This is a genomic window from Sinorhizobium sp. CB7 (assembly GCF_041357635.1).
In the GTDB taxonomy this organism is placed as follows: domain Bacteria; phylum Pseudomonadota; class Alphaproteobacteria; order Rhizobiales; family Rhizobiaceae; genus Rhizobium.
In genome coordinates, this window is record NZ_JAULLL010000037.1 from 1 (window position 1) to 23148 (window position 23148).

Sequence of the window (23148 nt, forward strand, 5' to 3'; positions counted from 1 at the left end):
CCAGACGCAGTCGGACCAGTTCAACGCCGACGTTCTCGCTTTCCTCCAGGCTTGAAATCAAAGTCATGCTGCGCGCCGGTGGCGCGCAGCAATCCCAGGAGGAATTGAAAAACACGGGCGATAAGGTGGCCCTTGGAAATCCCTTCCACCCTCTTTAGACTTGGCGCGCCAAAAGTTGTGCTTCCGGGGGAGTGGAGGCCAGGGGATGGAGGAATCCGGGCTGCTTTCAAAATATCGTTTCCTGCTGGCCTTCTGCCTGTTGCCGGTCGTTGCCGTCGGCCTCTTCTTTTATGGCGGGACCTTTGCGACGCGCGCCTATATGAACGAGGCTGCCGGCCAGGCCGGTACGGCGCTTCGCCTCGCGGTCTCTGCGCTCAGCGGCCATCTCAACCGATACGAGGCGCTGCCGGCACTGATCGCCGACCACGAGAACATCAAGGATCTCGTCCGCTTCCCCGATGACCGCCGCCTGCGCGATGCGGCCAACATTTATCTCAAAGAGATCAACGCGCTGCTGAAATCCTCCGACATCTATGTCATCCGTCCGGACGGCGAGACCATCGCGGCAAGCAACTACGACCAGCCGAGCAGTTTCGTCGGCGAGAATTTCAGTTACCGGCCCTATTTCCAGGACGCCGTCGAGGGGCGGCAATCGCGCTTCTATGCGCTTGGTACGACATCGCTGAAGCGCGGCTATTATTTCGCCTCGCCGGTTCTGGTGGAGGAGGACATTCGTGGTGTCATCGTCTTCAAGGTGGATATCGACGCGATCGAGGCCTCGTGGAGCGGCGGCGAATACAAGATCTTCGTTTCCGATCCGGAAGGGATTATTTTCATGACCGGCAGTCCAGAATGGCTCTATGGCGCCATCCTGCCGCTGACACCGGACCGCCTGACGCGCACTGCCGCCTCGCGCCGCTATGCCAATGCGGAATTGACGGCCCTGCCGGTCACGCGCGGCCGGTTCGAGGACCACACGGTGATGACGATTGCCGATGGCGGTGTTCAGAAGGAATATCTCGTCCTTTCCCATTACATGCCGGCCGAAGACTGGACGGTGAACGTGCTGATGGACACGGGATCGATCCGCACACAGGCGCGCACCGCACTTGCCGCGGCCTTCCTCTTCCTTTGCATCGCTGGACTGGCGATCGCCGTCATCCGGCAGCGCCGCATGCGGCTCAACGAACGCATGTTGCTGCAGGCTGAAGCGCGCAACGAGCTGGAACGCCGCGTCGAGGAGCGCACTGCCGATCTCGCCCGTGTCAACAGCCGCATCGAGGAGGAGATCGCCGAACGGCGTCAGACGGAACAGCAATTGCGCCGGACGCAGGCCGATCTCATCCAGGCCGGCAAGCTTGCCGGTCTCGGACAGATGTCGGCGGCACTCTCGCATGAATTCAATCAGCCCCTCGCGGCGGCGAAGACCTATTCCGACAATGCGGCGATCCTGATCGACCGCGGCCGGCTCGGAGAGGCGCGCGACAATATCCAGCGGATATCCGGGCTGATCGACCGCATGGCGCAGATCAGCCGGCATCTGCGCAATTTTGCCCGCAAGCCCAATGAAAAACTTGGACCGGTGCCGCTTGACGAGGCGATCCGCGATACGCTGGAGATCATCGCCTGGAGGCTGACGGCGGCGGATGCGGAACTGACGCTGGATCTCGGCGACAAGCCGCCCGTAGTGCGCGCCGGCTCGGTTCGTCTGCAGCAGGTCCTGGTCAATGTGATCTCCAATGCCGCCGACGCGGTCGAGGGGCTCGATGATCGGCGCGTCGAGATGAAGGCGCATGAGGAGGATGGCAAGGTGATACTGACCGTGCGGGATCATGGGCCCGGCGTGCCGGCGGCAATTGCCGAGCGTATCTTTGATCCCTTCTTCACGACGAAGGGCGTCGGCAAGGGCCTCGGTCTCGGGCTTTCGATTTCCTATAACATCATCAAGGATTTCGGCGGAAACCTTAGCGTATCGAATCATCCAGACGGCGGCGCCGTCTTCCGCATCGAGCTCGATGCCGAGCGTGATGCCATGCCGGAGGCGGCAGAATGAACGGGCAGAAGATCCTGCTGGTCGACGACGAGGAGGAATTGCGCCGGTCGACCGCCCAGGCGCTGGAGCTTTCCGGTTTCGATGTCGAGACCTTTTCCAATGCCGACCATGTGCTCGAGCTTATCGGCTACAGCTTCGCGGGTGTCGTTGTCAGCGATATCCGCATGCCCGGCATGGATGGCATGACCCTGCTGCAGAAGATCCGCGAGGTCGATTCCGAGGTGCCGGTCATTCTCGTCACGGGCCATGGGGACGTGCAACTCGCGGTCAAGGCGATGCGCGAGGGTGCTTACGACTTCATCGAGAAGCCTTTCACGCCGCAACTGCTGGCGGGCGTTATCCGCCGTGCACAGGATAGGCGCAATCTCGTTCTTGAAAACCGGTTGCTGCGGGCGGTTGCCGGCAAGCGCGATGATATCGAGGCGCGGTTGCCCGGGCGCACGCAGATCATGGTCGATCTGCGCTACCGCATCCGGGCGATCGGAGCGAGCGACGCCGACACCCTGATCGTCGGCGAGACGGGGGCGGGCAAGGAGGTGGTGGCGCGTGCGCTGCACGACATCAGCGGCCGGGCGAGCCGGCCGTTCATCGCGATCAACTGCGCCGCCCTTCCGGAAAACCTGATCGAGAGCGAGCTTTTCGGCCACGAGGCGGGCGCCTTTCCCGGGGCGCTGCGACCACGATACGGCAAGTTCGAGCATGGCCGCGGCGGCACGATCCTGCTGGACGAGATCGGCTCCATGCCGATCGACCTGCAAGCGAAGTTCCTGCGGGTGCTGCAGGAGAGGGTGATCACACGCCTCGGCTCCAACGAAACCGTGCCGCTCGACGTGCGCTTCATTGCAACCAGCAAGGTCGATCTCGAGGCGGAGGTCGCGGTCGGCCGCTTCCGTGCGGATCTTCTCTATCGACTGAATGTGGTGACGCTGCATGTGCCATCGCTGGCGCAGCGCCGTGCCGATATTCCGCTTCTCTTTCTCCAGCTCGTACGCGAAGCCGTCGCTCGCTACGGTCGTGACGACATGAAGGTGCCGCCAGAGCTGATCTCGGACATCGCCCAGAGGGACTGGCCGGGCAATGTTCGCGAGCTGCGCAACGCTGCCGACCGCTTCGTGCTGGGTCTTGATGGCGGTAACGGCCGGCTTACGGCATCCGGCGACCGCGAGGCTATGGGTCTTGCCGACCGGGTCGCGGAATTCGAGCGCGGCGTGATCGCCAGCGCGCTGATCGCCCATGGAGGCAGTCTGCGTCCTGTCTATGAATCGCTCGGCATCTCGCGAAAGACGCTCTACGAGAAGATGCAGAAATACGGGCTGGACAAGAAAGTCATGGCAGCGGAGCTTTCAGCCGGGGAGGAGGGCGGCGAGCCTTGAGCCGCCTATGGGTGGATTTCCACCCATCGATTGCTGCCTTTGTTTCCCAATCCACCCATGCTGCGCTGCACTTTGTCATAAAAAGGAAGCGTCGCGGCTTGCCGTGATTGCGATGCTTTTCATGGCGTGCCGCTAATGGCTCATTCCGACCGGCGCGAAGGAGTGCGCCGGCGAGTTCTTGTATTTTCATCAGGGAGGAATCGATGAAAATTCTGAAAGCCATGCTTGGCGTGACGGCTGTTGCTGCCGTTTCGCTCTTTGCCGCCGCTGCATCCGCCCAGACCTATCCCGAGCGTACGATTACCATGGTCGTGCCCTTTTCCGCCGGTGGGCCAACGGATACCGTCGCACGCCTCGTCGCTGAATCCATGTCGAAGGATCTTGGCCAGCAAATCATCGTCGAGAATGTCGGCGGTGCCGGCGGCACACTCGGTGCAGGCCGCGTTGCTTCCGCCGATCCGGATGGCTATACCGTCCTTCTGCATCATATCGGCATGGCAACCAGCGCCACGCTCTATCGCAAGCTTGCCTATGACACGCTGAACGCCTTCGAATATGTCGGCCTCGTCACCGAGGTGCCGATGACGATCATCGCTCGCAAGGATTTCGAGCCCAACGATCTCAAGGGCCTGATCGACTATGTCAAGGCGAACAAGGACACCGTGACCGTCGCCAACGCAGGCATCGGTGCTGCCTCGCATCTCTGCGGCATGATGCTCATGAGCGCTATCCAGACGCAGCTCACCACCGTTCCATACAAGGGAACGGGACCGGCCATGACCGATCTTCTCGGTGGCCAGGTCGATATCATGTGCGACCAGACGACCAACACGACGAAGCAGATCCAGGGCGGCACGGTCAAGGCCTATGCCGTGACCTCGCCCAAGCGGCTCGACGTCCTGAAGGATATCCCGACAGCGGTCGAAGCCGGTCTCCCGGGCTTTGAGGTCGGCATTTGGCACGGCATCTATACGCCGAAGGGTACGCCGGCTGAGATCAACGAGCGCCTGTCGAAATCGCTGCAGCTCGCCCTCAAGGATCCGAACGTCGTTGCACGTTTCGCCGAACTCGGCACAGCGCCCTCGTCGGAAGCCGATGCGACACCGGCAGCCCTGAAAGCCAAGCTCGAAAGCGAGATCGCGCGCTGGAAGCCGGTGATCGACGCTGCCGGGGAATATGCGGACTGAGTTTACGACAGGATTCGCCCCTCACCCTAACCCTCTCCCCGCCTGCGGGGAGAGGGGACGTGCCCCAAGCCTGCAATCGGATTTTTTGTCACATCGTAGTATGCTGAACGGTTACGAGCTGGTGCCGCGAGTCTCCTTCTCCCCGTTTGCGGGGAGAAGGTGCCCGACAGGGCGGATGAGGGGCCTGCGCGCCTGGATCAAATCTCCAGCTCTACGGAGACAACATGAAATCCATCACATTCGACACCACCAATGCGATCTGCGGGGCCCTCTTCGTCGCGACCGGCCTCTTTTTTGCCATTCAATCGCTGGGACTTGACCTCGGCACAACGCTGCGCATGGGGCCCGGTTATTTTCCGCTGCTGCTCTCGGGCGTGCTCGTTCTTCTCGGCGCGATCATTCTCGTTCAGGCCGTCCGCGTCGAGGGCGAGCCGATCGAGCCGTTCGCCTGGCGCGGCATGCTCTTCATCCTGCCGGCGCCGGTTTTCTTCGGGCTGACGGTGCGCGGCCTCGGTTTCGCGCCGGCTCTGTTCGTGACCGCTTTCATCGCCTGCTTCGCATCGCGCAGGATGAACGTGATCTATGCGATCATTCTGTCGCTGCTGCTGACGGTCTTCTCGATCGCGGTCTTCAGCTACGGTCTCGGCCTGCCGTTCGAGCGCTTCGGACCCTGGGTGCGGTTCTAGATTAGGAGATCGCCATGGACCTTTTCAGTAATCTCGCGCTCGGCTTTGCCACGGCGGCTACTCCGGCAAACTTGCTCTTCTGCCTGATCGGCGTTCTGCTCGGCACGCTGATCGGCGTTCTGCCCGGCATCGGCGCGACTGCGACGATCGCGATGCTGCTGCCGATCACCTTCCAGCTCGAACCGGTCTCGTCCTTGATCATGCTGGCCGGCATCTATTACGGCGCACAATATGGCGGCTCGACGACCGCGATCCTGATCAACATGCCGGGCGAATCCTCGTCCGCCGTGACGGCGATCGACGGCTACCAGATGGCCCGCAAGGGAAGGGCCGGCGCGGCGCTCGCCATCGCCGCGCTAGGCTCGTTCTTTGCCGGCACGGTCTCGACCTTTCTCGTCGCGATTTTCGCGCCGCCCTTGACCGAGATCGCATTGAAATTCGGATCGGCGGAATATTTCTCGCTGATGGTCGTCGGGCTGGTCTCGTCCGTCGCGCTCGCCCACGGCTCGGTCGTCAAGGCGTTGGCGATGGTGGCACTTGGCCTGCTGCTCGGCCTCGTCGGCACGGATATCTATACCGGGACACCGCGCTTCACGCTCGGCATCCGCGAATATGCGGACGGGCTGAATTTCGTGGCGCTCGCCGTCGGCGTCTTCGGCATCGCCGAAATCCTGCGCAATCTCGAAGGCGAGAAGACCCGCACCGTGCTGATGGCGAAAGTCAGCGGGTTGATGCCGTCGCGGGAGGAGTTCAAGCGCATGATCGCGCCGATCGTGCGCGGCACGGTCATAGGCTCTGCGCTCGGGATCCTGCCGGGCGGCGGCGCGATTCTTGCTTCCTTCGCCTCATATACGGTCGAAAAGCGCATGTCGAAGACACCCGAGGAATTCGGCAAGGGTGCGATCGCGGGCGTCGCCGGTCCGGAATCGGCCAATAATGCCGGGGCGCAGACGTCCTTCATTCCGCTGCTGACGCTCGGCATTCCCGCCAATCCCGTCATGGCGCTGATGATCGGAGCAATGATCATTCAGGGCATCGTGCCGGGACCGAACGTCGCTTCGGAACAGCCGGCGCTCTTCTGGGGCATCATCGCCTCGATGTGGATCGGCAATCTGATGCTGGTCGTCCTCAACCTGCCGCTGATCGGGCTCTGGGTGAAGCTTCTGACGGTGCCTTACTATGTGCTCTTCCCGATCATCATGGCCTTCTGCTCGATCGGGGTCTACAGCGTCAACGCGAACGTCTATGATCTCTACGCTGTCGCCTTCTTCGGCCTCATCGGCTACGTGCTGGTGAAGCTCAGATGCGAGCCGGCGCCGCTGCTGCTCGGTTTCGTGCTCGGGCCGCTGCTCGAGGAAAACCTCCGACGCGCCATGATCCTGTCCCGCGGCGATCCGACGACCTTCGTCACACGGCCGATCAGCGCCATCCTTCTCGCGATCGCCGCCGCCGTGCTGGTCATCGTCTTCCTGCCGAGCGTCAGGGCGAAGCGCGAAGAGGTTTTTGTGGAGGAGGCGTGAGAAGGGGAGTTCGCGGCGAATGTTCGAAGCGCAAGCGAAGGACAGTGCCGTTCGGCGAAACCCCCTCATCCGACCCCGCTGGGGAGAAGGGGAGTTTGCGGCTGGCTCCGTCGCTCCCTCTCCCCCTCGGGGAGAGGGCAGGGTGAGGGGGCTCTCTCGGGGCTAAAGCACTCCCAAAACAGGACTTTCCAGCAATCTACCCGTAACTGCATCGGCAATGCCGCGATCGGTCTGGTGTGGTCCCGCATTGCAGGCGAGGGTGGCGCCGAAGCAGGCCTTGAAGACGAGATAGGGCGGTTTCCAATCGACGACCTTGTCCATCGCCGTACGGATGGATTGGAAGGCGGAAGCGGCCTCGGCAAGCGATGCATCGGTGACCAGGCCTGAAACCGGCAGCGGCAGGATGGCGTCGATTTTGCCATCGGAGGCGACCGCCATCCCGCCACCGGCGGCGATCACGGCATTGGCGGCAACGGCCATATCGCGCGGGTTGCCGCCGAAGACGGTCAGATTGTGGCTGTCATGGGAGACCGTCGTACAGAAGGCGCCGTGCCATTTGCCCCAACCGGTGAGAAAGCCGACGCGCGGCTGGCCATCGGCCCGACCATGGCGGTGGGCGACGGCGATCATTGTTGTTCCCACCGGTGGAATGACAAACCCACCGCTTGCCACCGCATCGATTTCGCCCCATTGCGTGAAGCGCGGGCGGTCGATCGTTGCTACCCGTACCCGGCCATCCTTGGCGGGAACGCGAAAATCATTTTCCGAAAGCTGCGACAGCTTCACGGAATTGCGCAAGGGGTCCGGATCCAGACGGGGCAGCGGTATCCGCAGTTCGCCGTCTTCAGCAATCAGGCGGCCGTTTGCGATGACCTTTCGGGTCTTGAATTCCTTCAGGTCTTCGAAGAGCACGATATCGGCGCGCCGGCCGGGGGCGATCAGGCCGAGATCTGTTCGCCCCAGCCGCTGCGCCGCATTCAAGGTAGCGGCCCGGAGCGCCCATTCCGGACGCATGCCATAGCGGATGAGGCGGCGGACCACGTCATCGAGGCCGCCCTGGTGGTGAAGCTCGTCGGGAAAGACGTCGTCGGTGCAGAGCGTTATCGTGGAGGGCAGGTGGCCGAGCGCGTTCAGCACCTCGACGAACTCCTGCAGCAGATGATCATGCGAGCCGCGCAGTTCGATCGTCAGGCCGGCCGAGAGCTTTGCCAGGAGATCGGCGCCGGAGGTCAATTCGTGGTCCGATGTAATGCCGGTTGCAATGAAGGCCTGCAGATCGGCGCCTTCGAGACCCCGCGCATGGCCGCAGACGAGCTTTCCGGAGGCGAGACCGGCATTGACGATGGCGCGCATGCGCGGATCGCCGTCGATGACGCCGCGCATGTTCATCACCTCGGCAATGCCGCCGATTTCGGGCCATCGAAGCATTTTGGTCATTGCTGAAGTGTCGAAATCGGCGCCCGCGCATTCCAGGCCAGGTGCCGAAGGCACGCAGGAGGGCGCTAGCAGGATGGTTCGCAGCGGCAGGAGCGCGGCCGCTTCGGCGGCCCAGCGAACGCCGTCCAGCCCATGGACATTGCCGAATTCATGCGGATCCCAGACGATCGTCGTCACGCCGCGTGCCAGCACGGCTTCTGCGTATGCGGCCGGGGTGACGAGGGAACTTTCGACATGCATATGGGTATCGATCAGGCCCGGAGTTATGATGCAGCCGGCGGCATCGATCGTCTGCAGCGCATTCCGCCTTTCGCCTTGCGGATGGACGCTGGCGATGAGCGGCCCGACAAGGCCGATGTCGGCTGTACGGATCTGTCCGGTCACCATATCGGCCAGGAGGCCGCCGGTGATCAGCACATCAAAGGGTTGATCGCCTCTGGCTGCCTCGACAGCACGGCTTCTGAGCTGCGGATCATGGAGATCGGAGGGTTCCGGGAGAGCTTTCATGATCATCGGCTGGCCTCTTTCACAAGCGCTCCAAGAATGATGGCGTGCGCCCTGTCCGCGTCGATATCGGCGGCAAATTGCGCATTGAAGGTTCCATGGCTGGCGCGGGTTTCGATCACCGTGCGTCCGCGCGTGTGCTGTCCGTAGAGCTCCACATCGATGCGCGCGGAGCGGTAGGTGACGAGATCCGGCATGGTGAAGGCAGCGGCTGCCGTCGGGTCGTAAAGGGCCATGGCTGGTCGGCCCCGGCTCGTCGCGATCTGGATATATCCTGCGAGCATGTCTGCCAGCATCTCCGCGTTCGGCCCGCCCGCCTGTCGGACCGGTTCGATATCCGCAGGTGCTGCCTGTACCTTGCGGCAGATGTCGAGATCGACCATGCGCAGCGGCAGGCCATGGGCAAGCACGATTGCCAGCGCTTCCGGATCGGCAAAGGCATTGAATTCCGCGGAAGCCGTGTGGTTCCCGAAAGTGACGCCGCCACCCATCCAGGTGAGATCGGTGATGCGGGCGGCAAGATCCGGTCGGGCAAGTGCGAGTGCTGCGATATTCGTCAAGGGGCCGAGCGCGAGGATCCGGTGCGCGCCGTCCTCTTCCAGCCATTCGCAGAGCGCGGAAAAAGCGTCGCTTTCCACCTGTTCCGGCGCGTCCGGCAGGCTTTTTCCGATGGTCGCGATACCGCTTTCACCGAGAATGGCCTGCGCCGTTTCCATCCGGCCGAGGACGGGCATGGCGCGGCCGGTGTGAAACGGAAAGCGCCAATTGAAGGCCTTTGCGGCTCCCGCGGCGTTCGCGCGTACCTGCGGTAACGGCGCATTGCCGAAGACGAGTGAGACGCCGTCTATTGCGAGGGCCGAATGCGTGACCACCAGAATGGCCGCGATATCGTCGAACCCCATGTCGGTGTCGATCCAGATGCCCATGCCGTCACCCGAACCTTGAGAGCGATGCGGCGGCGCCGACGGGAAGATCGAAGGCGAGCGTGCTGCCGATGCCATGGGGCGGCAGCCCAGCGTCGACCTCGGCCTTGATCGGCCCGAGCGGTGTGTCGAGGAGATATTCGCGGCTGTTGCCGGCAAAGGAAGTGCCGCGCACTGTACCCTGGAAGGGACCTGAGCCAAGGTTGACCATGCGTGGCCGCCAGGCGAGGCCCGCCGCATCTGGTGGCGCCGGCACTGCCAGCTCGACCGGTCCGCCCGTTGTCCGCAGCCTGCCGCCCTCCAGCGCGAACACATTCTCGAAACCGACGAAATCGGCGACGAAGGCGGAAACCGGCCGATTGTAGATATCCTCCGGCGTGCCGATCTGTTCGATGCGACCGTTGAGCATGACGACGATGCGGTCGGCGAGCGCAAGTGCTTCGACCTGGTCGTGGGTCACGAAGATCATGGTGACGCCGCTTTCCTTCTGCACGCGCTGAAGCTCGGTGCGCATCTCCAGCCGCAGCCGCGCATCGAGATTGGAGAGCGGCTCGTCGAGCAGCAGCACCTTCGGTTCCATCACCATAGAGCGGGCGAGCGCTACGCGCTGTTGCTGACCGCCGGACAATTCGCCCGGCTTGCGCGCTGCGAAAGCCGAAAGGCCAACCGATTTGAGGCCGGAGCCGACGCGGGTTTCAAGATCGCTTCCGCCGATGCCCTTGAGCCGCAGCCCGAAGGCGACATTTTCGAAGACGGTAAGATGCGGGAAGAGTGCGTAGGACTGAAAGACCAGGCCGACGGCGCGCCTGTTGGCCGGGACGCGGGTGATATCGGCGCCGTCGAGACGGATGCGGCCGGAAGCCGGACGCATCAGACCGGCGATCGAGCGCATCGTCGTCGTCTTGCCGCAGCCGGAAGGGCCGAGCAGGGCGATCAGCTCACCCCTGCCGATCGCAAGATCGAGATCCTTGACAGCAACCGTGTCGCCATAGGCGAGCGTCAGCTTGTCGAGGCTGAGATAGGACGCATCAGACATAACGAGAAAATCCAAGAAAGCGTTCGGCGAGGAAAACGACGCCGATCGACAGGAAGGCGAGCAGCGCCGAAAGGGCTGCGACGGAGGGGTCGTAGGTGGTTTCCATGTAGCCCAGCATGTCGATCGGCAGCGTGCGGACCCCAGGACCGGACAGGAAGAGCGAGACCGGCACCTGATTGAAGCTGGTGACGAAGCCGAGAATAAAGGCGGCGAGGATGCCGCCGCGTATATTCGGCATGACCACGCGGAAGAAGGCGCCAAGTCGCGATGAGCCGAGCAGCACGGCAGCCTCCTCCATGTCGGAGCGCAGATTGGCGAGGCTTGCCGAGACGACCCGGACCGCATAGGGCAGGACCAGCGCGGTATGGGCGAGAAAGAGCGCAAGCGTCATATCGAAACCGAGGGGAACGACAAGATAGCGCAGGAGCGCTAGGCCCACGATGATTCCCGGGACGATGACCGGCAGGGAGACGACAGTGCTGACTGCATTGCCGAAAGGCAGCCGGTAGCGCGAGAGCGCATAGGAGGCGGGTATGCCGAGGATGAGCGCGGCGGCCGTCCCACCCACTGCAAGGAACATCGACATGACGAAGCTGTCACGGAAGCTTTCGATGGTGAAGACCTTGGCGATCCACTTCAGCGAGAGACCCTGCGGCGGGAAGGCGAGTGTGTCGCCGGCCGAAAGCGCCGCCGCGACGATGATCAGGAAAGGACCGATCAGGAAGCCGATGACGAGAAGAAGTACGAGCGGCGAAAAAATGCGTGAACTCATCGCCGGTTCCTCGCGGTAGCAAGCCGTTTGAGCAGAATGTTGGCGGCAAAGCTCATCACGATCAGGATGAAAGCGATGACGCTCGCCGAAATGAAGTCGCTCTTGACCGAGACCTGCTGATAGAGCAGCGTCTCCAGCATCAGCACCTTGGAGCCGCCAAGGATTGCGGGCGTGATATAGGCCGTCAGCGAGCCGGTGAAGACCAGAGTGCCGCCGATCACCAGTCCTTCTCTCGTCAGGGGCAAGATCACCTTCCAGAAGACCTGGAGCCAGTTTGCGCCGAGCACGCGCGCCGCCGGCACCGCATCCTTTGGCATGTTCTCAAGCGCGCTGATCAGCGAGAGGATCATCAACGGCAGAAAGAGCTGTAGAAGACCGATGAAGACGGCGATTTCGGTAAAGAGCAGGCGGACCGGTTCGTCGCTGAGACCGAGCCCCGTCAGCGCCTTGTTGACGATGCCGGTACGGCCGAGAATGACGATCCAGGCATAGGTGCGGGCGACCGGCGATATCATCAGCGGTAGGACTACAAGACCGATGATGCGCCCCTTGCCCCTGGGTGGCAGATTGACGATCGCGAGCGCTGCAGCATAGCCGACGATCGCGGAAACGGCGGTCACCTCCAAGGCGAGACGCAGGCTACGCAGGAAGACGGTCCTGTTAAGGGCGTGCGAGAAGAAGTCGACATAGGCCGACAGGCTCCAGCCGGTGCTGGAGCGAAAGCCTTCCGAAAGCAGAATGACGACAGGCGCCAGAAACACCACGCTGGCGAAAGCTGCGGCCGGCAGCGCGAGTGCCAAGGCTTCAGCACGGTTCTGAAACATGAAATCGCCTTTCGGGCGTATTGGAATGTCGGGGTTACGATATTGATGCGCTATTGGGCGACCTTGGCGTTCCATTCCGAAAGCCATGCCTCGCGGTTGTCGAGCGCGACAGCGGAGGGAATGAGCTTCAGGCTCTTGGCTGTATCCTGACCGTAGGTCAGGCTTTCGGCAATCTCGGGCGAGAGTTTGACCTCCTTGTTGGCGGGGCTGTCGATCAGCTTTTCGGCGAGCCTGGTCTGGACTTCCGTCGATAGCCAGAAATCCATGAATTGCAGCGCCAGATCCTGGTTCTTCGAACCCTTGGTGATGACCATCACGTTCATGCCGCCGGTCTGGCCTTCCTTTGGCGTGGCCCAGGCGACGGGGACATCGAGCTTCTTGAAACCCGACCAGGAGAAGCGGCCGATGGGTGCTGCCCAGATTTCCTCCTGCTGCATCAGCTGAACGAGCTGGGAGGACTTTTCATAGAAGGTGACGATGTCGTCCCTTTTCTCGCCGAGCGCTGCAAGGGGGGCGCCGAGATCCGGCGTATCCTTGCCGAGCGCCAGGCCGAGCATGTAGAGCGCGGGCGGACCCTGGGTGGTGGTGACATTCGGGAAGGCGACGTGGCCGATGATATCGGGCTTGAGCAGATCGCCCCAGGAATCAATCTTCATCTTGTCGGGGCGATAGACGATCGAGGTCGCATAGAAGGTATAGCCGACGCTCATGCCGTCGCCATTCGGATCCTTGGCAATATCGTAGAGCTTGTCGAAATTGCCGAGCTTGCCAGTGTCGATTTTTTCGATCAGGCCCTTGCGCGACGCGGAAAGCGCATCCGCCATGGAAACCACTGCCATGTCGACGACCGGATTGGCCTTGTTTTCTTGCATCTTGGCGAGACGCTCGACGCTGTTGCCGGTTTCGACAACGATCTTGCAGCCGCACTTCGCCTCGAAAGGGTCATAGACCAGCGTCTTGAAGTCATCCTGAGCGAAGCTGTAGACGGAGATCGTCAATGTCCGTTCTTCCGCCTGTGCGCCGAAAGCCGGGAGCAAAGTCACTGCGGCCGAGATCAGTAGAATTTTCTTCATTCAGCGTGTTCCATTTTTTGTTGTGTCTGCCTTGTCTGAGGGAGCGCGTCCCGACGATTGGCGGATGATGAGCTGCATCGGCACCTTGGAGACGCCGGCGGTAACAATCGACGGATCCTTGCCCTTTGTCGTCACAGCACCCCGGTTTGCGATCGCACGCAGGAGCGCCGAGACCGCGATTTCGGCGATAACAGCCACATCCATGCGCATCGTCGTCAATGCCGGTGTGACGACGGGGGACCAGATGAGATCGTCGAAACCGGTAACGCTTGCACAATCCGGCACGCTGATGCCGGCCTGCTGCAGGTCGGTCAGCGCACGGAGTGCCTGGAGGTCGGAAAGCGCGGCAAAGGCCGTAAATCCTTCTCGCGCCTTTTGCGCAAGCCCGAGCGGGCATCCGCAACCAAGTCGTTGTTCAAGCTTCTCGATCCAGAGTGTTTCGGAGCGCATGCCGGGGCGCAATGCGGATTTGATGCCGCCGATGCGGTCGTTCTGAACGTTCGATTCCGGATTGTTGCCGATCAGAAGGATCCGCTTATGGCCGAGGTCCGCCAGATGATTGGCGATCTGCTGTCCGGCCTGCCAATGATCAGCGGAAACGGTGTTTCCGGGTGTCGAGGGCGTGTCGATCACCGCGACCGGGCAACCAACGTCGGCGATGCGCGTGCCGCGTCGTGGTACGACCACCATGCCGTCCACATCACGCTCCAGCAGGCGATGGATTGCTTCGGTCTGCATGGTGATGTCGCCGCGGGAATCGGCGATGAGCACGCCGTAGCCTGACGTTGCCGCCGCAAATTCAATGGCCTGTGCAATCTTCGGAAAGAGCGGGTTGGCTATGTCGGGCAGGACGAGGCCGAGGACTCCGCTACGACCTGTGCGTAGTGCGCGTCCGGCCTGGCTTGGCACATAGCCGAGCTCGGCCGCATGATTGCGGATCTTTTCCACGAGTTCGGCCGAAACGCGGCCCTTGCCGGAAAGCGCGTTGGACACAGTCGCAATCGACACGCCGAGCGAGTTCGCAATCCTGCTGAGGTTGGGGCCAGGGCGGGTAATAGCCATTGATCAAGAATTGATTAATCGTTTAATCAAGATCTACAACAGTCGTTCCCGCTTGTCGAATCGAAACTGGCCGAGACCTGACTTTTCTCGCTACAGCCACCGCCTGACACGGGCCTTGTAGGAGAGATAGACGTCACCGAACTTCCGCTCGAGATAGGCCTCCTCGCGGGCGACCACGCCGTAGCGGATGATGAGATAGAACGGCACCAACAGGATGATGAGCCACAGGCTGTTGAAGGCGATGGCAAAACCGATGAGGCCGAGGAACATGCCGGTGTAGATAGGGTTACGCGTGAAGCGGTAGGGGCCTTCGTCCACGATCGTCGTCGTCGGCTGGGTGGTCGGGATCTGCGTCCCGGCGCGGCGGAAGGTCGTCGCGGCCCAGATCAGCAGCGCCAGGCCGGCGAGGAACACGATGCCACCAAGCCAGCGGGCCGACATCGACGCCGGCAGGAGCGGCAGGGGATAGAGCCGGTCGAGGACGAGCCCGGCGATGACTGCCAGCGCCCATACGATCGGCGGCCGGACAACCGCTCCTGAACTGTCGCGCAAATTTCCGGACGCCCCGTTCATGCCACCGTCGTCCAATCCGCTCCACACGGCGGGAGTTTACGTCCCTTCGAAAGAGATTTGAAGGCAGGCAGGCGCGAAAGGCGGATTCAGATTTCGGGCCGATCCGACCTGAAATCTCGGCCGACACTGCTCGTCATGCTGATTTTTGCGCCGAACAAACAAAAACGCCGCGACGGATCGCGGCGTTGGTAACGAGACTAAGGATTAGCTCAGGATTTGACCGGCATGACGGCTGCGCCCCTTGGTGCCGCATAGGGAACGGGAACCGGAACCTGGTTCGGCGTGACCGGAGAGTAGCCGCCGCCGATTGCAACCATGAGCGAGACATAGTCCTTCGCCTGCTGCTGCACGGCCTGGGCAAGGCTTGCCTGCGCATCGGAAACGTTGCGCTGGGCATCCAGGACGTCGAGCAGGGAGGAGGCGCCATCGCGGTAGCTTGCCGTCGAGAGCTCAAGCGCTTCCTGGCTGGACTTGACCTGCGAGCGAAGCGCATCGACGGTCGCCTGATCGCGGCGGAGAGCCGAAAGGGCGTTTTCCGTTTCTTCGATGCCGTTCAGCACCGTGGCCTTCCAGGCGAGATACTGCGTGCGGGCGTCCGAATTCGCGATATCGACATTGGCCCTCAGGCGTCCGCCGTCGAAGATCGGCAGCGTGAGGGTCGGGCCGAACGACCATGATGTCAGGCCGCCGGCGGGGCTACCAGCCCGGTTGACGATGGAGGGCGAAATTGCGCCGCTGAGCGAAATGCTCGGATAGAGCTGGGATTCAGCGACGCCGATATTGGCGACGGCAGCCGCAAGATTACGCTCGGCCTGGCGGATGTCCGGCCGGTTGCGAATGAGGTCGGCGGGAACGCCGGACTTCGGATTGATGCGAGCCACAGGCTGAGGCGCACCCTTCAGCAACTCGGCCACCAGCGTGTCGGCGGGCAATCCGAGCAAGGTCGCGATGTGGTGGGCGGCCACACGGAAATTCGTTTCGAGACCCGGAATTTCCGAGAGGGTCTGATAGACGAGGCCCTCGGCCTGAACGACATCCAGTCGCGAAGCGGCGCCCGCGTCGAGCTGGAACTGGGTCAACTGGAGCGTTTCACGCCGAGATTTCAGGTTGTCTCGCGAAAGTTGTATGCGTTCCTGGAAGAAACGGGCGTCGATATAGCTCGACGCGAGATCCTGAAGGAAGGCGAGCTTTGCTACATCTGCGGATGCATAAGCGGCATCCAGCGAGTAGATAGCGCTTTCCTTGGAGCGCCTGAATTGGCCGAAGAGATCGAGCAACCAGGAGACATTGACGTCGCCAGCCGTCGTGTTCGTTGCGCCGACCGTCGTCCTGAGGTTGCCCATCTGTCCGCTTACGGTATGCGAACCGCCGACGACGAGGCTCGGCAGCCCGCCAGCGCCGGCGACCGTCACGTTCGAATTGGCGGCGTTGATCCGCTCTAGCGCCTGCTGGATGTCGAGGTTCTGTCCGATACCCGTATTGACATATCCATTCAGCATTCTGTCGTTGAACGCCGTCCACCATTGAACATTGGTGACATCACCGGCGCTATTCTTGCCCCCTTCGCCGAACTTCGCGGGCAAGGCCATTTCGGGAGGCGTATGGTTGGGCCCGCTTACGCAGCCTGCAAGGAGCAGCAAGAGAGCGGGAGCAGCAATACGAATGGACACCATCATTCTATCCTATATTCGCCAAGTTTCATCAGGGTCGTCCCACACCATCATGGTGTGGCGGCGATCGGCTTTTTATTTGCCAAAAACACAGACCCCAAATTCCGAAGCAGTGCGCGGCAATGTAGCAACGAGTCTATTAATTTCACAGAGGATCTTGCACTTTCTGACGGCCAAATACCCGTCGGATGATGACAAAAAACGATGGAACGAAGAAAATTCCGAGGAGTGTTGCAGAAAACATACCACCCAGAACGCCTATACCGATCGCATTCTGGGCAGCCGAACCTGCTCCGGTAGCAATCGCAAGAGGTACGACACCCAGGATAAAGGCGAGCGAAGTCATGATAATCGGACGAAGTCGAAGGCGTGCCGCCTCCAGTGTGGCCTCGATAATACCCATGCCGCTGGCAGCTCTTTCCCTTGCGAATTCCACGATCAGAATCGCGTTTTTCGCAGCCAGGCCGATGGTTGTCAGCAGGCCCACCTTGAAATAAACGTCGTTGGCCTGGCCGAAGAGCGTGGCGGCCCCCAAGGCGCCCAGTACACCGACCGGAACCGCCATGATGACGGAGAAGGGGATCGACCAGCTCTCATAGAGGGCTGCGAGGCAAAGGAAGACGACAAGGACCGAAATCGCATAGAGCATCGGTGCCTGCGAACCGGAGAGGCGCTCCTGATAGGAGATGCCCTGCCAGGCGACGGAATAGCCGCCGCCGAGTTCATCGGTCAGCCTCTCGATCTCGTTCATCGCATCGCCCGAACTGACGCCGGGGGCGGCGGCACCATCCAAGGGAACCGCGCTGGTGGCATTGAAACGCGCGAGAGAAGGCGCTCCCTTCATCCAGGTGACATTCGTGAAAGACGAGAAGGGGACCATCTCACCCTGGCTGTTGCGTATATACCAGCGGTTGAGATCGTCCGGCTGCATCCGGAAGGGGGCATCGGCCTGCACGTAAACCGGCTTGATCTCGCCGTTCAACGTAAAGTCGTTGACGTCGCGGCCGGTGAAGATCGTTGCGAGCATGAAATTGACCGCCGAGAGGTCGACGCCCATGGCGCCGATCTTCTCCTGGTCGATCAGGATCTTCATCTGCGGCTCGACCTCCTTGTTGTTGGAGCGCAGGGCAACGATCTTGCCGCTGGAATTGCCGAGCTGGATCAGCCGCTTCGATGCATCGGTAAGAGCATCCGTGCCATGATTGCCGGTATCGACGAGATACATCGAGAAGCCGCTGGAGACGCCGAGACCCTGGATCGCCGGTGGCCGCAGAGCGAAGACCTGCGCTTCGCGGATGGTCGAGAAATAACCGAGGGCCCGGCTGACGATCGCCTGCGCGTGCAATTGCGGCGCAGTGCGCTCCCCGAAATCCCTCAGCTTCACGAAAACCATGGCGCTGTTCTGGCCTGATCCGCTGAAGCTGAAGCCGAGCGCGCCGAAGACCGAGAGAACCGCATCCTTTTCATTGTCGCGATAATAGCGCTCCACTTTTTCGACCACCGCCTGCGTCTGTTGCGTCGTGGAGCCTGGCGGCGTGGTGATGATGGTCAGAAGGACGCCCTGGTCCTCTTGAGGCAGGAACGAACTCGGCAACCGGTTGAACATGTAGGCGCAGCCCACACCGACCAGCAGGAAGAGCACCATGACGCGAATCGGACGTTTCAGGAGATAGGCAATGCTGCGGACATAGCCTTTGGTGGAACGCGCGAAATTGCGGTTGAACCAGCCGCCGAGGAGGCTCTTGCGATGTTGGTCGACGGGCTTCAGCATCGTCGCGCAGAGCGCCGGCGTCAGTACGACTGCGACCAGGGCCGACAGCAGCATCGCGGAGACGATCGTCACCGAAAATTGACGATAGATGACGCCGGTGGATCCGCCGAAGAAGGCCATCGGAATGAATACTGCGGTGAGCACCAGGGCGATGCCGATGATGGCGCCGGTGATCTCGCCCATCGATTTTTCGGTCGCTTCGAGCGGTGAGAGCTTCTCTTCCGACATGATGCGCTCGACGTTTTCAACGACCACGATGGCGTCGTCGACGAGCAGACCGATCGCCAGCACCATGGCGAACATGGTGAGCGTATTGATCGAATAGCCGGCGAGCGCCAGGATTGCGAAGGTTCCGAGCAGAACGACCGGCACCGCGATGGTCGGAATGAAGGTGGCGCGCAGGTTCTGCAGGAAGATCAGCATCACGAAAAAGACCAGCACGATGGCTTCGATCAGCGTATGGACCACCTTCTCAATCGACAGTTCGACGAAGGGCGTGGTGTCATAGGGATAGGTGATCTCGACGCCTTCCGGCAGGCCCTTCGCGATGACGTCGAGTGCGGCCCGGACACGCGCCGCGGTATCGATGGCGTTCGCGCCGGTCGCCAGATTGATGGCGAAGCCGGAGGAGGGAAGGCCGTTATAGCGCGACGAGCCGCCATAGCTCTCCTGGCCGATTTCGATGCGGGAAACATCGCCGAGGCGCACGGTCGAGCCGTCCTTTTCCACCTTCAGGATGATCGCCTCGAAATCGGCGACCGTCGTAAGCTGGCTCTGCGCGGTGATCGTCACGTTCAGCTGCTGGCCCTTGGTCACCGGCTGCGCACCGAGAGAACCGACGGAAACCTGCGTATTCTGGGCCTCGATCGCCGATGTCACGTCGCTCGTCGTAAGCTGGTATTTCGCCAGCCTGTTAGGGTTGAGCCAGACCCGCATCGCATAGCCCGAGCCGAAAACGTTGATGCTGCCGACGCCTTCGATGCGCTGGATCTGGTCCTCTATCGCGGTCGACAGGATGTTGCCGAGATCGACCGATGTGCGTTTCCCATCGGTTGAAACGAGCGATCCGACCATGAGGATACTGGTGGTGGAGCGCGTCACGCGCACGCCCTGATCCTGTACGTCATCAGGGAGTTTCGATAGCACCAGCTGCAGCTTGTTCTGTACCTGCACCTGCGCGATATCAGGATTGACGTTGTTGCCGAAGGTCAGCGACACGCTTGCCGAACCCGTCGAGGAGGTCGACGTCATATAGGTGAGATCGTCCAGCCCGGTCATCCCATCTTCGATGATGGTAGTGACCGATTTTTCGATTGTCTCGGCGCTGGCGCCGCGATAGGTGGCGCTGATGCGCACGGTCGTGGGCGCAATGTCGGGATACTGCGAGATCGACAGCGTGAAGATGGCGAGCGAGCCCGCCAGCATGATCGTGATGGCGATGACCCACGCGAAAATCGGGCGTCTGATAAAGAACTTAGCCATTGTCGATCCCCGTGCGCCTCACACCATTAATTCATCCCCCTCCCGCTGTGCTACTGCTTCGCCGCGGGCTGGGTAGGCGTTTGGGTTCCGGACTGTTCCTGAGCGACGACCACTCCATTATCGTTGATCCGCATCTCTACGGGCTTCGCCGTCATTCCGGGCGTAATCGACTGAAGGCCGGAAATGATCAGCTGGTCGCCATCCTTGATGCCGTCGGTGACGATCCAGGCATTGTTGGAGGCGGCGGCCGTCTTGAAGGTGCGAAGCTCCACCTTGTTGTCGGCTGATACGAACAGGGCCGTCAGGTTTCCATCCGCGTCGCGGCTCGAGGCGAGCTGGGGAATGGCAAAGCCTTTTTCCTCACCAAGCGCAACTGTCGCCCGGACATACATGCCGGGCAGAACCAGATGATCCGGATTCGGAAAGACGACACGCAGGAAGAAGCTGCCGGTGGTTTCGCTGACCATTACCTGCGACATGTCCAGCTTGCCGAGCTGATCGTAGTCTCGGCCATCCTCAAGCGTCAGCCGGAAGGAGAGGGCTTCACTTTTAACGCCGGCGGCGGCCATCGCGGCACGGATCCGCAACAGGTTCATGCTCGACTCCGTCACCTTTATGTAGATCGGGTCGAGCTGCCTGATCGTCGTCAGAGCCGTCTCCTGGTTAGCGGTGACGACATTGCCGATATTGAAGGCCGTCTGGTCGATGATGCCCTCGAAAGGCGCGACGATCCGGGTGTGGCCAAGATCGATCTCAGCAGACGCGAGCGTTGCCTTCGCCGATTCGACATCGGCCTTCGCCTGCAGCAGTGTCACCTTGGCGTTTTCATATTCGATCTGTGTCGCGCCGCTGTTTACCAGCCGCTCGTAGCGGGTAAGGTTCGCTTGCGCGCTCGGAACGCTTGCCTCGGCTTTCGCGAGCGTCGCTTTTGCCTGTGCGACCGCGGCGACATAGGATGCGTCATCGATCTGGTAAAGCAGATCTCCCTGCTTGACGTCGCCACCTTCCTTGAACGCGATTTCCTTGATGATGCCGCTGACCTGCGGGCGAATATCGGCCGTCTGATAGGCTTCGGCCCGTCCGGGAAGAACCGTTGTCATCGGCAGCGTTTCCTGCCGCAGTGTCTTGACGCCGACCTGCACTGCGGCGGGCACCTTGGCAGCTCCGCCGGCGGCCTTGCCGCTGTCGTTGCAGGCCGCGAGACAAGCGGCTAGCGCAAGAGCGCCGGTAGCGAAAAACACGCGCCGTAACATGTTGCAAACATTCCCTTTGGTGAAAGCAGGTGCGGATCGATCGAACTGCCTGGCATGTCAGCCTCCCAAGCGCCGTTCAGACGAAGCAATGATCGACCCAGGTCAAAAAGCTTTCAACCTGAATTTAATAAATCGTTGATGAAGTGACGTAATCGAACAACCGTCACCTAGCAAGCGCTATTTCGCAATGCGCAATGGATAAAATCTACGATTTCATGCGCTCGTAACGTCAATGTTTCTCTGTCGTCGCGCATAATGATGACGGGATGGAGAACGCAGGCGAGCACATCGGTCACGGTTCTCGCGGAAGCCTCGGAATCCCTGCAATGGTAGATGCCTTCGGCGATGCCCTGCCTGATGATTCCGTTTAGTTTTTCCGTAATCCTTTGCCGATAGCGTTGCCCGGCTTCGAGCTTCGTCTGCACTGTCGTCAGCACCATTTCGAAGATGTAGGGATTGTCGCAAATATCCTGCAGATGGCTGTCGAGAAGGCGCAGCACCAAGGTCAGAAGCTGCTCCTCTGGCGGCATGCTTTCGTCGATCTTGGCGAATCGCTCCGCACAGCGTTTAAGATGCCGTTCGGCGATCGCATCGACGAGCGTGACCTTGGAATGGAAATGCTTGAACACATTGGCCGGCGACATCCCCAGTGCGGCGGCGATGTCGGCGATCGATACCGCGGCGTAGCCGCGCTCCCTGAACAGGAGTTCGGCCATGGAGAGAATGTCTTCGCGCGTTTCTTCCGCTTTTCGCCTTGGCCTGCGTGCCATTGTCCCCCCGATTCGCAGCACGCGTCCCGATGAACCGGGATCGATCTGACGGGCTGCGCACGGTATTTTCGCGGTTGCTAAGGCTATTGAGCGCGAAAGTCAAAGTCGAGAGGTAAGGAAGCAGCAGCCTGCGACGGCTGCCTCAAGCTTGCGTAAAATAGGGCTCCAGATTTCGACGCACCCTGGCAAGCGGAGTTTCGCCGCTGTCGTCGGGAACGAAGGTTTGAGCCGTGATGGCTTCATAGGCGCTGATATAGACCTTGGAGGTCTGCTCGACCAGCGTGGTGGGAATTTCCGGAATGGCGCCCTTATAAGGGTCACAGCGTTCCGCCACCCAGGTGCGGATGAAATCCTTGTCGAAGCTGACGGGGCGCTCGCCCTTTTCGAAATTCTCCTGATAGCTTCCGGCCAGCCAATAGCGGCTGCTGTCGGGCGTATGGATCTCGTCGGCCAGAATGATTCTGCCCGTTTCATCGGTGCCGAACTCATATTTGGTGTCGACGAGGATGAGCCCGCGCTTGCTCGCCAGTTCCTGGCCGCGTGCAAACAGCGCCAGGGCATAGTCGGAGAGCGTGTCCCATTGTGTCTTGGACAGAAGGCCGCGACCGACGATTTCGTCGGGTGTCAGGGGTTCGTCGTGGCCGCCATCGAAGGCCTTGCTGGTCGGCGTGATGACCGGCTGCGGCAGGATCTCGTTGTCGCGCATGCCGTCCGGCAGGCGCATGCCGTACATCTCTCGCTCACCCTTCTTGTAAAGAGTGAGGATCGAGGTCCCGGTCGTGCCGGCAAGATAGCCGCGTACCACGATTTCGACGGGCAGGATGTCGAGGCGCTTGCCGACCACCACATTCGAATCCGGATAGTCGAGGACATGGTTTGGGCAGATGTCCTTCGTCGCCTCGAACCAGTAGCGGGCGGTCTCGGTCAACACCTGGCCCTTGTATGGGATGCAGGTGAGGATCCGATCGAAGGCGCTTAGCCGGTCGGTGCTGATAATGATCCGGCGACCATCCGGCAGGTCGTAGTTTTCTCGCACCTTGCCGCGGTAGTAGTTGGGAAGTTCCGGGAAATAGGCTTCGGATAGAATTCGCAACGGCGTCCACCACAGTCTCGTGTGCATCCGGTCGACGGATGCTTCATGGATCGACCCTTAGTTTGCTCACCGCCGATGTCAAGCAA

Annotated in this window: 18 protein-coding genes; 5 read left to right on the forward strand and 13 right to left on the reverse strand. The window is 61.2% G+C overall.

Annotation, left to right across the window (positions count from 1 at the left end):
- Positions 1 to 205 precede the first annotated feature (205 nt).
- The 5 genes from AAE029_RS35230 (at position 206) to AAE029_RS35250 (ending at position 6819) form a co-directional block, all read left to right on the forward strand.
- On the forward strand, positions 206 to 2053 hold the full coding sequence (locus AAE029_RS35230) for an ATP-binding protein (protein WP_371077585.1): 1848 nt from the start codon (positions 206 to 208) through the stop codon (positions 2051 to 2053).
- A complete protein-coding gene (locus AAE029_RS35235) occupies positions 2050 to 3426 on the forward strand; it encodes a sigma-54-dependent transcriptional regulator (protein WP_371077586.1) in 1377 nt (458 codons plus the stop codon). Before AAE029_RS35230 ends, AAE029_RS35235 begins: the two co-directional genes overlap by 4 nt.
- 203 nt (positions 3427 to 3629) lie before the next feature.
- A complete protein-coding gene (locus tag AAE029_RS35240; RefSeq protein ID WP_371077587.1) occupies positions 3630 to 4613 on the forward strand; it encodes a tripartite tricarboxylate transporter substrate binding protein BugD in 984 nt (327 codons plus the stop codon).
- Positions 4614 to 4837: 224 nt separating this feature from the next.
- The gene (locus tag AAE029_RS35245; RefSeq protein WP_371077588.1) at positions 4838 to 5299 is read left to right on the forward strand and encodes a tripartite tricarboxylate transporter TctB family protein; all 462 of its coding nucleotides are present in this window, start codon (positions 4838 to 4840) and stop codon (positions 5297 to 5299) included.
- A 14-nt stretch (positions 5300 to 5313) separates the two neighbouring features.
- A complete protein-coding gene (locus AAE029_RS35250; protein WP_371077589.1) occupies positions 5314 to 6819 on the forward strand; it encodes a tripartite tricarboxylate transporter permease in 1506 nt (501 codons plus the stop codon).
- Between the two features lie 162 nt (positions 6820 to 6981).
- Here the strand turns inward: AAE029_RS35250 and AAE029_RS35255 are convergent, their stop codons facing one another.
- The 13 genes from AAE029_RS35255 to AAE029_RS35315 all read right to left on the reverse strand — a co-directional run bounded on the left by AAE029_RS35255 (position 6982) and on the right by AAE029_RS35315 (position 23062).
- Positions 6982 to 8763, reverse strand: coding sequence for an adenine deaminase (locus tag AAE029_RS35255; protein ID WP_371077608.1), 1782 nt, complete (start codon positions 8761 to 8763; stop codon positions 6982 to 6984).
- A 2-nt stretch (positions 8764 to 8765) separates the two neighbouring features.
- Positions 8766 to 9686, reverse strand: coding sequence for a nucleoside hydrolase (locus AAE029_RS35260; RefSeq protein ID WP_371077609.1), 921 nt, complete (start codon positions 9684 to 9686; stop codon positions 8766 to 8768).
- Between the two features lie 4 nt (positions 9687 to 9690).
- Complete coding sequence (locus tag AAE029_RS35265) at positions 9691 to 10719, reverse strand: ABC transporter ATP-binding protein (protein WP_371077590.1); 1029 nt, start codon at positions 10717 to 10719, stop codon at positions 9691 to 9693.
- On the reverse strand, positions 10712 to 11491 hold the full coding sequence (locus AAE029_RS35270) for an ABC transporter permease (RefSeq protein ID WP_371077591.1): 780 nt from the start codon (positions 11489 to 11491) through the stop codon (positions 10712 to 10714). Before AAE029_RS35270 ends, AAE029_RS35265 begins: the two co-directional genes overlap by 8 nt.
- Positions 11488 to 12315: an ABC transporter permease gene (locus AAE029_RS35275; RefSeq protein WP_371077592.1), complete on the reverse strand. Its 828-nt coding sequence runs from the start codon at positions 12313 to 12315 to the stop codon at positions 11488 to 11490. The genes AAE029_RS35270 and AAE029_RS35275 overlap by 4 nt, the downstream gene beginning before the upstream one ends.
- Before the next feature lie 50 nt (positions 12316 to 12365).
- A complete protein-coding gene (locus AAE029_RS35280; RefSeq protein ID WP_371077593.1) occupies positions 12366 to 13388 on the reverse strand; it encodes an ABC transporter substrate-binding protein in 1023 nt (340 codons plus the stop codon).
- A complete protein-coding gene (locus AAE029_RS35285; RefSeq protein WP_371077594.1) occupies positions 13389 to 14450 on the reverse strand; it encodes a LacI family DNA-binding transcriptional regulator in 1062 nt (353 codons plus the stop codon).
- A gap of 90 nt (positions 14451 to 14540) precedes the next feature.
- A complete protein-coding gene (locus AAE029_RS35290) occupies positions 14541 to 15023 on the reverse strand; it encodes an isoprenylcysteine carboxylmethyltransferase family protein (protein WP_371077595.1) in 483 nt (160 codons plus the stop codon).
- A gap of 209 nt (positions 15024 to 15232) precedes the next feature.
- The gene (locus AAE029_RS35295) at positions 15233 to 16696 is read right to left on the reverse strand and encodes an efflux transporter outer membrane subunit (protein WP_371077610.1); all 1464 of its coding nucleotides are present in this window, start codon (positions 16694 to 16696) and stop codon (positions 15233 to 15235) included.
- A 142-nt stretch (positions 16697 to 16838) separates the two neighbouring features.
- Complete coding sequence (locus AAE029_RS35300; protein ID WP_371077596.1) at positions 16839 to 19946, reverse strand: efflux RND transporter permease subunit; 3108 nt, start codon at positions 19944 to 19946, stop codon at positions 16839 to 16841.
- Positions 19947 to 19996: 50 nt separating this feature from the next.
- Positions 19997 to 21199: an efflux RND transporter periplasmic adaptor subunit gene (locus AAE029_RS35305; RefSeq protein WP_371077597.1), complete on the reverse strand. Its 1203-nt coding sequence runs from the start codon at positions 21197 to 21199 to the stop codon at positions 19997 to 19999.
- A gap of 167 nt (positions 21200 to 21366) precedes the next feature.
- Positions 21367 to 21969 carry a TetR family transcriptional regulator gene (locus tag AAE029_RS35310; protein ID WP_371077598.1) on the reverse strand — a complete coding sequence of 201 codons (603 nt, stop codon included), beginning with the start codon at positions 21967 to 21969 and terminating at the stop codon, positions 21367 to 21369.
- A 142-nt stretch (positions 21970 to 22111) separates the two neighbouring features.
- Complete coding sequence (locus tag AAE029_RS35315) at positions 22112 to 23062, reverse strand: phosphoribosylaminoimidazolesuccinocarboxamide synthase (protein ID WP_371077599.1); 951 nt, start codon at positions 23060 to 23062, stop codon at positions 22112 to 22114.
- Positions 23063 to 23148 lie beyond the last annotated feature (86 nt).